We start from the raw sequence: 13085 nt of genomic DNA, 5'->3' as shown, positions 1-13085 counted from the left end.
GGAGTTTCATTAAATCAGCTTCATGCGCGAGCCCAGGCTTTCGACAATGTGCGGCATGACTGTTTCAACTTCCGTCTTCGTCCAGGGCTGGCTCTCGATGGCCGGCCTGATCGTCGCGATTGGCGCGCAGAACGCCTTCGTCCTGCGCCAGGGCTTGCTGCGCGCCCACGTTGGTCCGGTGGTGGCGCTGTGCGCGCTGTCCGACGCGGTGCTGGTCTTCGCCGGCGTGCTGGGTTTGGGCGGGCTGCTGCGCGAGGCGCCCGCGCTGATGGCGCCGCTGCGCTGGGCAGGCGCCCTGTACCTGCTGTGGTTCGGCTGGAACGCCGCGCGGCGCGCCTGGCGGGGGGACAGCGCGCTGGCCGCGGGCGGCGCCTCGCAGGGCCGCGCCGGCGTGCTGCTGACCACGGCGGCGCTGACCTGGCTGAATCCGCATGTCTGGCTGGACACGGTGCTGCTCATCGGCGCATTGGGCGCGCAGCAGGCGCAACCGGCCGTTTTCGCCGCGGGCGCGTCCACGGCCTCGGTGATGTGGTTCACGGCGCTGGGCTTTGGCGCGGCGGCGCTGGCGCCCAAGCTCGCGCAGCCGCGCACCTGGCGCTGCGTGGACGCCCTGGTGGCGCTGGCCATGGGGGCCGTGGCCTGGCAATTGTTGGCGGTCTGAGCCGGGCGAAGGCCCGCGCGGGCCGCGGTTGAGAAGGGCGCGCCTACAATCGCGCCCTTTTTTCCGGCGCCCCTGCGGCGCTGCGCGAGTGCCCATGTCCTTCTGCGCCATCGATTTCGGCACCTCCAACTCCGCCGTGGCCGTGCCTGACCAGGCCGCCGCCGCGGGCGCCACGCGGCTGGTGGCGCTGGAGGGGCCTCAGCCCACCATGCCCACCGCCGTGTTCTACGCGGTGGACCCCGACTCGGCGGCCGGCCCCGAGCTGCACTACGGCCGCGCGGCCATCGCCGCCTACGTGGACGGCTTCGACGGCCGCTTGATGCGCTCCATGAAAAGCGTGCTGGGCTCGCCGCTGGTGACGCAGGACACGGACATTGGCGCCGGCCACCGCGTGAAATACCTGGACGTCATTGCCGCCTTCCTGCGCCGCTTGAAGGCACAGGCCGAAGGCGCGCATGGGGCGCCCATCACCCGCGCCGTGCTGGGCCGGCCGGTGTTCTTCGTGGACGAGGACGCCGCGCGCGACGCGGCGGCGCAAGCCTCGCTGGAGGCCGCGGCGCGCTCCGTCGGCTTCGAGGAGCTGCAGTTCCAGTACGAGCCCATTGCCGCGGCGCTGGACCACGAGCGCACGGTGCAGGGCGAGGAGCTCGTCCTGGTCGCCGACATCGGCGGCGGCACCTCGGACTTCTCGCTGGTGCGCGTGGGCCCAAAGCGCGCGGCGCGGCTGCAGCGGCAGGACGACATCCTGGCCAGCCACGGCGTGCACGTGGCCGGCACCGACTTCGACCGCCGCATCGAGCTGCTGTCCGTGCTGCCGGCCTGCGGGTTCAAGGGCCGGGGCCCGGGCGGGCGCGAGGTGCCCAGCGCCGTGTATTTCGACCTGGCCACCTGGCACCTGATCAACACCGTCTACACGCCGCCGCGTGTGGCCGAGCTGCGCGCCATGAAGGACTTTTATGCCGACGCGAACCAGCACCGCCGCCTCATGAAGGCCGTGCAGGAGCGGCTGGGCCACGCGCTGGGCGCGCTGGCCGAGGGCGCCAAGATCGACGTCGCGTCGTCCGGCCAAGCCCGAGTGGATTTGTCGCTGCTGGAGCCGGGACTGTTCTCGGAACTGGACGAGCCTCAGGCGCTGCAGGCGCTGGATGCCGATCTGCAAAGCATTGCCGACGCCGCTGTGGAAACGGTGCGCCGCGCGGGCGTGGCGCCGGACCGGGTGGACGCCCTGTACTTCACCGGCGGCTCCACGGGCTTGCAGCCGCTGACCAGCCGCATTGCCGCCGCCTTCCCGGCCGCGCGCAGCGTGCGCGGCGAGCGCTTCGCCAGCGTGGCCCAGGGTTTAGGGCTGCACGCGGCGCGCTGCTTCCAGGCGGGCGGTTGAGCGGCTGAGCGTCGGCGCAGGCCTCAGCGCCGTGGCGGCGGGCGGCGGGCGGGGGCGGCGCCCGCCGGGCGCGGGCGGTGCGTCTTGCGTGCGGGAGGATTCACCTTGCGCGGGCGCGAGACGTCGGCCAGCAGCAGGCTGGCGCGCACCAGCATCTCCACGGCCTCGGCCATGTCGGCGGGCGGCTCCAGGGTTTCGATCTCGGCCAGCAGCTCGCCGGCGTCTTCCAGGTCCTCGGGGTCCAGGTGCATGAAGAGCTGCGCCAGCGGCTCCAGCAGCGCGGGGCCGTCCATGCGCATGAGGGCGGGGAAGAACTCCATGGCCGTGGCGAAACCGGCCACCCAGGGCATGACGGCCTCCGAGGGGCTGGCGTCCTCGTCCAGCTCCCACACCCAGGGGTCGAACCACTGGCGCTGGGCGATGGTGCGTTCCAGCTCGGCGTGGCGGCGGCGCACCAGGGCGTGCAGCCGCTGCAGCGACGGGGTGTTGGGCGGTTCGCGGCCGTCCGCATCGGTGATGTGGCGCAGCCACTGTGCGGGCGGGACGGTCTGGGGCTGCAGCAGCACGCCGACCAGGAAACCGTCGGTCATGGACACGTCCAGCGGCTCCAGCGGGGCGGGCACAGCGTCGAGCAGGGCTTCAAGCTCTTCCAGCTCGCGTTCGTCCAGTGGGGAAAGTTCGGGGGCGTTTCGCGGGCTCATCGCGGCATTGTCCCCTGGTCCGGGGGTTTGGCTCGTGCCGACCTTGCCTAAATTGCGAGAGTTGCCCAGGGCGCCGCACAGCCGTGCGGCGCACCCGGCCTGCCGGTCCCAACGACGTCCTTTTCATGAGGACTTCACGCGCCCACCCCGCAAGGGGCGGGCGTTTTTTTTGGCAGGCCGGGCCGGCACGCGCGGGGATTTAAAGGCGCCAGTCCAGGCGCTGAGGCTGGCTGCCCAGTTGCAGGCGGCGTTCCTGCACGGCGTCGCCGACGCGGGCCTGCACGCGGTACTCGCCCGGAGGCAGGTTGACCATGAGCAACGGGCCGGCCTGCGCCACCTCCAGCACGGTGGTGCCCTGGGCGTTGGCCACGCGCACGCCGTCGGCCACGGCGTAGGCGCCGCCGGAGGCGCTGAAGACGATGAGCAGCGGAAATTGCGGCCATTGCGCCATGAGCGCGGAGCGTTCCTCGTCGCCCGCACCGCCGTTGAGGTATTTCACGGCGGCGGGTGTTGCGACCGTCTCCACCGTGCTGCCGGCGTCCGTGCCGGGCTGTTGTGCCCAGGCGAGGGCACCGCACAGCGCCCAAGCCAGGGCCAGCGCCGCCTTGCCTTTGTGCCGTGCCATGAAAGTCTCCGCAGCCTCGATGGCTGCAGAGACTAGGTGCGGGCCGACGTGCGGTCTGTCAGGCGGTAGCGCCGCAGCTTGTGGGACGGCGCCGACACGGCGGCGAGCTGCGGCTTGCGGGCCGCCTTCCCGGTGGCTTTGGCGGTGGTGGTCGTGCGGGTCTTCGCGGCCGTCTTGGTGGAGGCCTTTGCGGCCTTCGCGGCGGTCCTGGCGGCCACACGCCTGGAGAAGGACGTGGGTACCAGGCGGGAGGCCGTGGGCTCCTGGCTGGCGTGGCGCGCGCCGCCGTTGGCCAGCGGCTCGATTTCCACCTCGCGGTCGCTGCCCAGGATGCCCAGCCGCGCCGCGGCGGCGTGGCTCACGTCGATGACGTGGCCGCGGTTGAAGGGGCCGCGGTCGTTGATGCGCACCACCACCTCGCGGCCATTGGCCGGGTTGCGCACGCGGGCGTAGCTGTTGAGGGGCAGCGTGCGGTGCGCGGCCGTGAGCTCGGTGCGGTCGTAGCGCTCGCCGCTGGCGGTGCGGCGGCCGTGGAAGTGGTGCGCGTACCAGGAGGCGCGGCCGCGCTGCAGCAGTTGGCTCAACAGGGAGCGGGACGGCGCGGGGCGCTCGGCGGCGTTAGCGGGTTGGGCGGCGAGGTCGGCCGGTGTGGCGGCGGTGCCTTGCACCAGGTCTTGCGGCACTTGCGCGGGGGTGTCGGCCGCAGCGGGGGTGTCGGCCAGGGACGGGCCCGTGGCGCAGCCGGCCAGCAGGGCCAGCAGCAGGGCCAGTCGTTTCGTCGAGCGTTGCATCGGCGGCACCTTTCATGAAGGCGGCAAGGCCAGGCGCCGGCAAGGACGACCAGCCCAGCCGCAGTGCTGGCCGGGACACGCACACCCGACCGGTGGACAGAACTGCGGTGGATTGTTCGGACGCCTTCCGGAAAACCAGGGCCCGTTGCAGGCCGAAGGCGTCTGAGACTGCTTGAGTTGTTGGTGTTATTGGCGCGCCTGGCTGGGATCGAACCAGCAACCCCTGCCTTCGGAGGGCAGTACTCTATCCATTGAGCTACAGGCGCCGAAACCGCCATTGTAGCCATGCTGCGAAGCCCTACCGCCGCGTGCGTGCAAAGGCGTGTTCAAGCCGCTGCCTGGGCCGTGCGCTCGGGGGCGCTTCCTTGCCGCACGGGACCGTGTGGCAAGTCGCGGCAAGCCCCGCCGCAGGCCCCTTTCTCCAGGGGGTGCGCCGATATACTTCGGCGGTTTTTTTGCGCCCAAAAGCGTGCGCGTCGTGCGCGCCGAGCCGCCGCCGGGCCCAACCGGAATTTGGCCGAGGATTTATGACCAGCAACAGCCACCACACCCCTGACCACGAAGCGCCGCACGAAGGTCCGATCAAGACGCCCAGGCAGCTCATTTGGGCCGTGCTGTTCGCCTTCATCGTGCCCATCGCCGGCATCGTGCTGCTGGTGACCTACGTGGGCGCAGGCAAGAAGCCCGGCGCGGGCTCCGACTTCATGGCCGCCGAGGCCGTGGCACGCCGCATCCAGCCCGTGGGCACGGTGACGATCCGCGAGGCCAGTGCCGGCGGCGCGGGCGTGCTCAAGACCGGCGAGCAGGTGTTCCAGGCCCAGTGCTCGGCCTGCCACGGCACCGGCGCCGCGGGCTCGCCCAAGTTCGGCGACGAGGCCGCCTGGGCGCCGCGCATCAAGAACGGCTACGAGGCGCTGCTGAGCTCGGCGCTCAAGGGCAAGAACGCCATGCCGCCGCAAGGCGGCGGCGCGCTGAGCGAGGTGGAAGTCGGCCGTGCCGTGGTCTACATGGCCAACAAGGCCGGCGCCAAGTTCCCCGAGCCCAAGGCCCCGGCCGGCGACACCGCCGCCGCTGCCCCGGCTGCCGCGGCTCCTGCCGCCACGGCGACGGCGTCAGCACCCGCTGCCGCGCCCGCGGCGGCCCAGGGCGATGCCGCCCCGGCGCTGTTCACCCAGACCTGCCAGGCCTGCCACGCCGCCGGCGTCGCCGGTGCGCCCAAGGTGGGCGACAAGGCCGCCTGGGCCCCGCGCGCCGCGCAGGGCATTGACGCCCTGACCGCCAGCGCCATCAAGGGCAAGGGCGCCATGCCGCCCAAGGGCGGCTCGGCCGCTTCCGATGCCGACATCAAGGCCGTCGTCACCTACATGGTCAACGCGTCCAAGTAAGCGCCTCGCGCTCCAACGAAAGCCGGCCCGCGGGCCGGCTTTTTCATGGGCGCCTCGATGCGCGCTTCAGGCCGCGGGCGGCTTGGGCGGCTGCGCGCCGGCCTGTTCCCAGCGGTCCACGAGGGCGGCGGGGCTCAGGCGGTAGTTGAAGCGCGCGGGCAGCTCCTCGAAGCGCAGCTCGCCGTTGAGCGTCCAGTGGCCCTGCTCCAGCGCCTGCGCGGCCAGGGGCACGTCCCGGCTGTGGACGAGCCCCAGGCCCAGGTCGGTGTCCAGGAAGAGGCGGCCCAGCTCGTCCAGCCAGGCGCCGCGCCACTGCGCCGCGGCGCCGTTGTGGGCCTGGATGTGGAAGGCATCGTCCAGGTGCCACACCCAGGGCGCGGCTTCGAGCTCCACGTACACGCGCTGCGGGCCGTTCTGGAAGAACCAGGCGCCGGCGCCGTCGCTCATGTAGTTGCGGCCTATGAAGGCGCACAGCGCCTCGTGCTCGATGCGGCTGCCCTTGGACTGCGGGAAGCCGCCGGCGGCCTGCGTGGCCTCGTCGCGCAGGAACCACTGGCCCCGCGCGTCCAGCCCAAGCCAGCCGCGGGCGGCGGGCACGTTGGGCCACTTGCTCATCGCGGCCTTGACGATGTCGTCCATGTCGGTATTTCCAAAAACTTCGTTCAGCGCGGCGACTGCAGCCAGCGCGTGACGGCGCTGGGCAGCGTGAGCACGTGGCCGGGCCAGGCGCCGTGCGGAAAGCCCACGTGCCCGCCGTCCAGCGGCTGCCACAGCGTCACATGGTCGCCCACTTCCTGCGGCCGAGGCAGGCTGGCTGCGGGGACGAAAGGGTCGTTGCGCGCGTTGAGCACCAGGGCCGGCACGCGTATGCGGTGCAGATGCGGCTTGGAGGAGCAGCGCGTCCAGTAGTCCTCGGTGTTGCGGAAGCCGTGCACCGGCGCGGTGAAGGCGTTGTCGAACTCGTAGAGCGTGCGCGCGGCCAGCACTTTGTCGCGGTCGCACAGCCCCGGGTGCTGCGCCAGCTTGGCCAGCGCTTTCGGCTTCAAGGTGTTGAGGAACAGCCGCGTGTAGACCAGCCGGTTGAAGCCCGCGCCGATGTGGTGGCCGCCGGCCATGAGGTCCAGCGGCGAGCTGATGGCGGCGACCGCCTGCACGCAGCGCGCGGCCATGTCGCCGCTTTCCTCGACCCAGCGCAGCAGCGCGTTGCCGCCCAGGGAAACGCCCACGGCCATGAAGGGCCGGCCGTGGCGCTCGCGCAGGCGCTGCAGCATCCAGCCGACCTCGGCGTGGTCGCCGGAGTGGTAGGCGCGCGGCGCGAGGTTGATCTCGCCGGAACAGCCGCGGAAATGCGGCACCGCGTAGGCCCAGCCCAGCGCGCGCGCCGTGGCGGCGAAGGCTTGGGCGTAGTGGCTGCTGGACGAGCCCTCCAGCCCGTGGAACAGCACCAGCAGCGGCGCGCCGGGCGGGCCGCTTTGGAAATCCACGTCCACGAAGTCGCCGTCCGGCGTTCGCCAGCGCTCGCGCGTGTAGTTGGGGGCGGGGCCTTCGAAGCGGCGGGAAAACAGCGCTGGCCAGATGGTCTGCAAGTTACCGCCGGGCAGCCAGTACGGAGCGGTGTATTCCATCTCGGATTTCAGTGCAGGACTGGAGGAGCCTCGGAGATTTCCGGCGGCTCCTCGCTGGAGCCGCCGCTTGCATGGTGTGCCACCAGTCGCCAGCCCAACGCACCCTTCACGTAGACGTTGGTGGCCAGCACCCACGCGGTCAAGGGCCCCTCGGCCGTGAGCACTTCCACCCGCTCCAGCAGGTTGTGCACGGCGCAGCCCGCGGCCTGCACGCGGCGCACCTGCGCGGGCCGCACGTTGACGGGGCCCTCGGCGAACAGCGCCTCGAAGGTCGCGCGCACGGCCAGCGGCCCAATCACCCGCGGGCCGCCGGGGTGCACGCAGATGATCTCCTCGTCGTCGCTCCACACGGCCATGAGCCGCTCGATGTCGCCGCGCTGCAGCGCCTCGTAGAACTCGGCCTCGATGTCCTCCGGCGAGGCCATGAGCGCGGCGGTCTGGGACTTCGGTCGCGCCATGGCGTTCGTTTCTCCGTCAGCGGAACACCACCGTCTTGTGCCCGTTCATGAGCACGCGGTGCTCGACGTGCCAGCGCACGGCGCGCGCCAGCACGACGCTCTCGACGTCGCGGCCCACGGCGGTGAGGTCGTCGGCGGAGAGGGCGTGGTCCACGCGCTCGACGTCCTGCTCGATGATGGGACCTTCGTCCAGGTCGGCCGTGACGTAGTGGGCCGTGGCGCCGATGAGCTTGACGCCGCGCGCATGCGCCTGCGCATAGGGCCGGGCGCCCTTGAAGCTGGGCAGGAAGCTGTGGTGGATGTTGATCGCGCGACCATGCAGCACCTTGCAGAACTCGGGGCTGAGGATCTGCATGTAGCGCGCCAGCACCACGAGGTCGATGCGCTCGCGCTCGATGAGCGCCTCGATCTCGCTTTCCTGCGCGCGCTTGGCCTCGGCGGAGGCGCCCGTGGGCAGCGGCAGGTGGTGGAAGGCGAGGCCGTAACTCGCGGCCAGCTCGGCGAAGTCGGGGTGGTTGGAGACGATGGCCGGGATGTCCACCGCCAGTTGCCCGCTGCGCCAGCGGAACAGCAGGTCGTTGAGGCAGTGGCCGAACTTGCTGACCATGAGCAGCACGCGCGGGCGCTGCGTGACGGCGTGCAGCTTGGCGTCCATGCGGAACTGCTGGCGCATGTTGCCCAGCAGCCGCTCCAGCGTGGCGGCGTCGGCCAGGTGGGCCGGCGCCTCGAAGTGCACGCGCATGAAGAAGAGGCCCGTGGAGTCCTCCGCGCCGACGTCGCCGAACTGCTGCGAGTCGATGATGTTGCAGCCCGCCTGGTACAGCAGCCCCGAGACGGCATGGACGATGCCGGGTTGATCCTGGCAGGAGAGGGTGAGTATGAATTCCTGTTCGCGCGGCATGACAAATGTTCCTTGCCGCGGATTGTAGGGAGGGGCCATCATCCGCCCCGCCGATGAAGACCCACCTCCAGGACTGGAACGAGCGCAGCCGCGAGCTGGCCGAGCTGCTTTCCCGCTGTGCGCTGGGCGAGCGCCGCGCCTTCGCCGCGCTCTACCAGCGCAGCAGCGCGCATCTGTTCGCCGTGGTGCTGCGTATCCAGCGCGACAGGGCCCAAGCCGAGGAGTTGCTCCAGGACATCTACGTGAGCATCTGGAAGGCGGCGGCCAGCTTTGACGCAGCCCACAGCCAGCCGCTGACCTGGATGACCAGCATCGCCCGCCACCGCGCCATAGACAGCCTGCGCCGCGCCCAAGCGCAGCCGCAGACCGTCTCCACCACCCCGCGCGACGAGGACGACGCGGCCCCCGAGCCGCCCGCCCCCGAGGGCGGCGGCCCGCTGGAGCTGCTGCAGCGCGCCAGCGACGCGCGCGAGCTCGAACGCTGCGTGCAGGCCCTCACGCCCCAGCAGCGCCAGAGCGTGGCGCTGGCCTTTTACGACGGCCTGAGCCACGCCGAGGTCGCCGACCGCCTGCACCAGCCGCTGGGCACGGTGAAGTCCTGGGTGCGGCGCGCGCTGGCCACGCTGCGCCAGTGCCTGGAGCGCGCGGCGCAGCGCGACACGGCGCAAGCCGGGCAGGCGCACTGATGGACTACGCCCGCCCAAACCGCGCCGAGGCCCTGGCCGCCCAATACGTCGCCGGCACCCTGCGCGGCCCCGCCCGCCGCCGCTTCGAAACCCTGCTCGCCGCCCATCCCGTGCTGCGCGCGGCCGTGGCCGACTGGGAGCGCCGCCTCATGCCGCTGAGCGTGGCGGTGGAGCCCGCCGCGCCGCCGCCGCGCGTGTGGGCCGGCATCGAACGGCGGCTGTGGCCAGATGACGCCCCGCCGCAGCCGCAGCCCTGGTGGCGGCGCCTGGGCTGGTGGCGCGGCGCCTCGGCGCTGGCGACGGCGGCGGCGCTCGCCCTGGCCGTGCTGGTCGTGCGCCCGGTGGCGAGCCCGCCGCCGGTGATCGTGGTGCTGCAGGGCGCGGGCGGCGCCAATGCGAGCAGCCCGGCCTTCGTGGCGAGCTTTGCCGGCGACGGCCGCTCGCTGGTGACGCGTCCGCTGCTGCCCGTGAACGTGGCGCAGGACCGCGCGCTGGAGCTGTGGGCGCTGCCGCCGCAGGGCGCGCCGCGCTCGCTGGGCCTGATCTCGCCGCAGGGCGTGACGGTGCTGCCGCGCGAGCGGCTGCCCGCGGCCGTGCTGGGCCCCGGCACCGCGGCGCTGGCGGTGAGCCTGGAGCCCGCCGGCGGCTCGCCCACCGGCGCGCCTACCGGCCCCGTGCTCTACAGCGGCCGGCTGCAGCTTTGAGCGCGTCCGCCGCGCCCAAGAAAAAGCCGCCCACGCGGGGCGGCTTCGTTCAGGGCGTCCCGGCCATGAAAGCCGGGGCGCCGGGGCGGCGCCTCAGTGGTGCGCCGACACCTTCTCGCCGGCCTTGAGGCGGTAGTGGGTGCCGCAATAGGGGCAGGCACCTTCGCCGGTGGTGGCCACGTCGATGAAGACGCGCGGGTGCGTGCTCCACAGCGGCATCTTCGGGTTGGGGCAGAACACCACGCCCGGGCCTTGCAGCTCGGAGGCGGAGACTTCGACGACGGACTTGGCTTCGGTGGTGCTCACGTTGCGCTCCCTGGGTTCGAAAATCAGGCTCAGACCTTGGTCAGCCACTCGCCGTACTTGGCGTTGCGGCCGTTGACGATGTCGAAGAAGGCGGCCTGGATCTTTTCGGTGATGGGACCGCGGTAGCCGCGGCCGATCTCGATGCGGTCGAGCTCGCGGATGGGCGTGACTTCAGCGGCGGTGCCGGTGAAGAAGGCCTCGTCGGCGATGTACACCTCGTCGCGGGTGATGCGCTTTTCCACGAGCTTCAGGCCCAGGTCCTGGCAGATCGCGAAGATGGTGTTGCGCGTGATGCCGTTGAGCGCGCCGGCCGACAGGTCGGGCGTGTACACCACGCCGTTCTTGATCACGAAGATGTTCTCGCCCGCGCCTTCGCTGACGAAGCCGGCCGAGTCCAGCAGCAGCGCCTCGTCGTAGCCGTCCTCCGTGGCTTCCATGTTGGCCAGGATGGAGTTGCTGTAGTTGCTCACCGCCTTGGCCTGCGTCATGGTGATGTTGACGTGGTGGCGGGTGTAGCTGCTGGTCTTGACGCGGATGCCGCGCTTCAAGCCCTCTTCGCCCAGGTAGGCGCCCCAGGGCCAGGCCGCGACCATCACGTGGATCTGGTTGCCCTTGGGGCTCACGCCCAGCTTCTCCGAGCCTATCCACACCAGCGGGCGCAGGTAGCAGCTCTCCAGATTGTTGGTGCGCACCACCTCGCACTGGGCCTGCTCGATCTGCTCGACCGAGAAGGGGATCTTCATGCGCAGGATCTTGGCGCTGTTGAACAGCCGCTCGGTGTGCTCGCGCAGGCGGAAGATGGCCGTGCCGTTGACCGTGTTGTAGGCGCGCACGCCCTCGAAGGCGCCGCAGCCGTAGTGCAGCGTGTGGGTCAGGACATGGATCTTGGCGTCACGCCAGTCGACGAGCTCGCCGTCCATCCAGATCTTGCCGTCGCGGTCGTGCATGGACATCGTGGACTCCGGAAATTTGCCTGTTGGGAAAAACTCACGATTCTACGAGGGCGACCGCACCGGTCCGCCCAAACGCGCGGCATCCGGGGCGGCGCGCAGCGGTACTAGGCCACATCGTCCTCGCGTGCGAGGCTCCAGCGGCTGCAGCGCCCGCCCTTCATCTCCACCTCCACGCGGGCGCCGCCGGCGTCGCGCCAGACCCAGCGCTCGCCGCTGCCGTCCAGGCGCTGGCCCAGGCTGCGGGTGAGCGACACGATGTCGAGCATGCGCATGCCCGGCTTGAGCTTGGCGTTGAGCATCACGGCGCTGTCCACGTGGCCCACGGGCGCGCGGTTGGCGTTGCGCATCACGCGCACGGCGCGGTTGAACTGCAGCAGCAGCCAGAACGCCACCACCGTCAGCCCCATCAATGCGCCTTGCCAGCCGTGCTGCACGTAGCCCACCGCCAGCGCCGCCAGCGCCAATATCCAACCCAGCCATTGGTTCATCGTCGTTTCCTTTCTCGTTCGTCCGTGGTCAGTCCAGGCCGCGCAGCACCTGGATGGCTTCTTCGATGCGCTCCACCGGGTGGATGCTCAGCCCCTCAATGGGTTTCTTGGGCAGGTTGGCCCGCGGCACCACCGCCACGCTGAAGCCCAGCTTGGCGGCCTCTTTCAAGCGCTCCTGGCCGCGCGGCGCGGGGCGCACCTCGCCGGCCAGGCCCACTTCGCCGAAAGCTATGAAGCCGCGCGGCAGCGGCTTGCCGCGCAGGCTGGAGTGGATGGCCAGCAGCACGGCCAAGTCGGCCGCGGGCTCGCTGATGCGCACGCCGCCCACGGCGTTGACGAACACGTCCTGGTCCATGCACGACACGCCCGCGTGCCGGTGCAGCACCGCCAGCAGCATGGCCAGCCGGTCGCGGTCCAGGCCCACGGACAGCCGCCGCGGGCTCGGCCCGCCCGCATCCACCAGCGCCTGTATTTCCACCAGCAGCGGCCGCGTGCCCTCCAGCGTCACCAGCACGCACGATCCCGGCACGGGCTCGCCGTGGGTGCTCAGGAAGATGGCGCTGGGATTGGCCACGCCCTTGAGGCCCTTCTCCGTCATGGCGAACACGCCGATCTCGTTGACCGCGCCGAAGCGGTTCTTGATGGCGCGCACCAGGCGGAAGCTGGAGTGCGTGTCGCCCTCGAAGTACAGCACCGTGTCCACCATGTGCTCCAGCACGCGCGGGCCGGCCAGGGCGCCTTCCTTGGTGACGTGGCCCACCAGCACGATGCTGGTGCCGCCGCCCTTGGCCGAGCGCGTGAGGTGCGCGGCGCACTCGCGCACCTGCGCCACCGAGCCCGGCGCCGAGGTGAGCTGCTCGGAGTACAGCGTCTGGATGGAGTCGATGACGCAGAAGGCCGGGCGCTCGGCTTCCACGGTGGCGAGGATCTTTTCCAGGTTGATCTCGGCCAGCACGCGCACGCGCGCGCCTTCCAGGCCCAGGCGGCGGGCGCGCAGCGCCACTTGGGCGCCGGACTCCTCGCCGGTGACGTAGAGCACCAGCATCTGCTGCGAGAGCGCGTCCACCGCCTGCAGCAGCAGCGTGGACTTGCCTATGCCCGGGTCGCCGCCGATGAGCACCACGCCGCCGGCCACGATGCCGCCGCCCAGCACGCGGTCCAGCTCCTCGATGCCCGTGGGCGTGCGCGCCACGTCGCCGGCCTCGATCTCGCTGAGCGTGGCCACCGGCTGGCTCTTGGCCAGGGCCTGGAAGCGGTTTTTCGATGCGCCCGCGGCGCTGACGTCCGCCGGCCCCTCGACCAGCGTGTTCCAGGCCCCGCAGGCCGGGCAGCGCCCAAGCCACTTGGCGCTGGTGCCCCCGCACTCGGTGCAGGTGTAGATGGTTTTTTCACGTGCCATTCCCCGATTGTCCGGGCGCCG

Annotated in this window: 16 protein-coding genes and 1 tRNA gene; 5 read left to right on the top strand and 12 right to left on the bottom strand. The window is 71.4% G+C overall.

What is annotated here, in order from left to right; translation table 11 throughout:
* The first annotated feature begins 55 nt into the window (after positions 1 to 55).
* Both ALA01S_RS15460 and ALA01S_RS15455 read left to right on the top strand, forming a co-directional pair.
* Complete coding sequence (locus ALA01S_RS15460) at positions 56 to 661, top strand: LysE/ArgO family amino acid transporter (RefSeq protein WP_066337912.1); 606 nt, start codon at positions 56 to 58, stop codon at positions 659 to 661.
* A 94-nt stretch (positions 662 to 755) separates the two neighbouring features.
* Positions 756 to 2042 carry an Hsp70 family protein gene (locus ALA01S_RS15455; protein WP_066337867.1) on the top strand — a complete coding sequence of 429 codons (1287 nt, stop codon included), beginning with the start codon at positions 756 to 758 and terminating at the stop codon, positions 2040 to 2042.
* A gap of 23 nt (positions 2043 to 2065) precedes the next feature.
* Here the strand turns inward: ALA01S_RS15455 and ALA01S_RS15450 are convergent, their stop codons facing one another.
* The 4 genes from ALA01S_RS15450 to ALA01S_RS15435 all read right to left on the bottom strand — a co-directional run bounded on the left by ALA01S_RS15450 (position 2066) and on the right by ALA01S_RS15435 (position 4425).
* Positions 2066 to 2743, bottom strand: coding sequence for a YecA/YgfB family protein (locus tag ALA01S_RS15450; RefSeq protein ID WP_066337866.1), 678 nt, complete (start codon positions 2741 to 2743; stop codon positions 2066 to 2068).
* Between the two features lie 199 nt (positions 2744 to 2942).
* Entirely contained in the window at positions 2943 to 3368 is a 426-nt protein-coding gene (locus ALA01S_RS15445; RefSeq protein ID WP_066337864.1) for a hypothetical protein, read from the bottom strand.
* 32 nt (positions 3369 to 3400) lie between these two features.
* Positions 3401 to 4159, bottom strand: a complete 759-nt coding sequence (locus ALA01S_RS15440; RefSeq protein WP_084267607.1) for a septal ring lytic transglycosylase RlpA family protein — start codon at positions 4157 to 4159, stop codon at positions 3401 to 3403.
* Positions 4160 to 4349: 190 nt separating this feature from the next.
* Positions 4350 to 4425 (bottom strand) — tRNA-Arg (locus ALA01S_RS15435).
* Positions 4426 to 4686: 261 nt separating this feature from the next.
* Between ALA01S_RS15435 and ALA01S_RS15430 the strand changes: the two genes are divergently transcribed.
* Positions 4687 to 5544, top strand: a complete 858-nt coding sequence (locus tag ALA01S_RS15430) for a c-type cytochrome (RefSeq protein WP_066337863.1) — start codon at positions 4687 to 4689, stop codon at positions 5542 to 5544.
* Between the two features lie 66 nt (positions 5545 to 5610).
* Here the strand turns inward: ALA01S_RS15430 and ALA01S_RS15425 are convergent, their stop codons facing one another.
* From ALA01S_RS15425 to purU, 4 genes are read right to left on the bottom strand one after another with little or no spacing between them, the layout of a single operon-like run.
* Positions 5611 to 6183, bottom strand: a complete 573-nt coding sequence (locus tag ALA01S_RS15425) for a DUF2946 family protein (protein ID WP_066337862.1) — start codon at positions 6181 to 6183, stop codon at positions 5611 to 5613.
* 23 nt (positions 6184 to 6206) lie between these two features.
* Entirely contained in the window at positions 6207 to 7169 is a 963-nt protein-coding gene (locus ALA01S_RS15420; protein WP_066337861.1) for a YheT family hydrolase, read from the bottom strand.
* 8 nt (positions 7170 to 7177) lie between these two features.
* Positions 7178 to 7627, bottom strand: coding sequence for a YybH family protein (locus ALA01S_RS15415; protein ID WP_066337860.1), 450 nt, complete (start codon positions 7625 to 7627; stop codon positions 7178 to 7180).
* Between the two features lie 16 nt (positions 7628 to 7643).
* Positions 7644 to 8528: a formyltetrahydrofolate deformylase gene (gene purU, locus ALA01S_RS15410; RefSeq protein WP_066337859.1), complete on the bottom strand. Its 885-nt coding sequence runs from the start codon at positions 8526 to 8528 to the stop codon at positions 7644 to 7646.
* Between the two features lie 53 nt (positions 8529 to 8581).
* Here purU and ALA01S_RS15405 point away from each other — a divergent pair, with 53 nt between their 5' ends.
* Together ALA01S_RS15405 and ALA01S_RS15400 are read left to right on the top strand one after the other, a co-directional pair.
* The gene (locus ALA01S_RS15405) at positions 8582 to 9214 is read left to right on the top strand and encodes a sigma-70 family RNA polymerase sigma factor (RefSeq protein ID WP_066337857.1); all 633 of its coding nucleotides are present in this window, start codon (positions 8582 to 8584) and stop codon (positions 9212 to 9214) included.
* Complete coding sequence (locus ALA01S_RS15400; RefSeq protein ID WP_066337852.1) at positions 9214 to 9918, top strand: anti-sigma factor; 705 nt, start codon at positions 9214 to 9216, stop codon at positions 9916 to 9918. Before ALA01S_RS15405 ends, ALA01S_RS15400 begins: the two co-directional genes overlap by 1 nt.
* A 93-nt stretch (positions 9919 to 10011) precedes the next feature.
* Here the strand turns inward: ALA01S_RS15400 and ALA01S_RS15395 are convergent, their stop codons facing one another.
* From ALA01S_RS15395 to radA, 4 genes are all read right to left on the bottom strand, one after another.
* Positions 10012 to 10224, bottom strand: coding sequence for a zinc-finger domain-containing protein (locus ALA01S_RS15395; RefSeq protein WP_066337910.1), 213 nt, complete (start codon positions 10222 to 10224; stop codon positions 10012 to 10014).
* A 29-nt stretch (positions 10225 to 10253) separates the two neighbouring features.
* Positions 10254 to 11177: a branched-chain amino acid transaminase gene (locus tag ALA01S_RS15390; RefSeq protein ID WP_066337851.1), complete on the bottom strand. Its 924-nt coding sequence runs from the start codon at positions 11175 to 11177 to the stop codon at positions 10254 to 10256.
* 104 nt (positions 11178 to 11281) lie between these two features.
* The gene (locus tag ALA01S_RS15385; protein ID WP_066337850.1) at positions 11282 to 11665 is read right to left on the bottom strand and encodes a hypothetical protein; all 384 of its coding nucleotides are present in this window, start codon (positions 11663 to 11665) and stop codon (positions 11282 to 11284) included.
* A gap of 28 nt (positions 11666 to 11693) precedes the next feature.
* The gene (radA, locus tag ALA01S_RS15380; RefSeq protein ID WP_066337849.1) at positions 11694 to 13064 is read right to left on the bottom strand and encodes a DNA repair protein RadA; all 1371 of its coding nucleotides are present in this window, start codon (positions 13062 to 13064) and stop codon (positions 11694 to 11696) included.
* Positions 13065 to 13085: the final 21 nt, after the last annotated feature.

Origin of the sequence: Azohydromonas lata NBRC 102462, assembly GCF_001571085.1 — a bacterium.
Taxonomy (GTDB): Bacteria; Pseudomonadota; Gammaproteobacteria; order Burkholderiales; family Burkholderiaceae_C; genus Azohydromonas; species Azohydromonas lata.
Note: the sequence above shows the minus strand (reverse complement) of the source record. Positions and strands in the feature narration are given on the sequence as shown.